Annotated in this window: 1 pseudogene; it reads right to left on the bottom strand. The window is 40.7% G+C overall.

The features are described 5' to 3' along the window. Positions 1 to 248: pseudogene (locus tag AAEY72_RS15865) on the bottom strand (glutamyl-tRNA reductase); the annotation flags it as partial.

Below are 248 nucleotides of genomic sequence, written 5' to 3'. Positions count from 1 at the left end.
CGATCGATGGTTAATGCAATAGTGCCTGCTTCTTTGGCTTTCACAAACGCTTGTTTGACCTGTCCCAAAATTTGCGGTTCGCCTAGCACCAGAGAATCTAAACCTGACGCTACCCGCATTAAATGTTTGACAGCAACTTGTTCTTCATAGGCGTAGATACACGGCATTAAATCGCTATGTTCTAAACCATGATAATCTTCTAACCATTCAATAATGTCTTCCTTTTCAGCATTATTGCAATATAGCTC

Source organism: Psychrobacter sp. W2-37-MNA-CIBAN-0211 (genome assembly GCF_040309405.1).
Taxonomy (GTDB): domain Bacteria; phylum Pseudomonadota; class Gammaproteobacteria; order Pseudomonadales; family Moraxellaceae; genus Psychrobacter; species Psychrobacter glaciei.
Note: the sequence above shows the minus strand (reverse complement) of the source record. Positions and strands in the feature narration are given on the sequence as shown.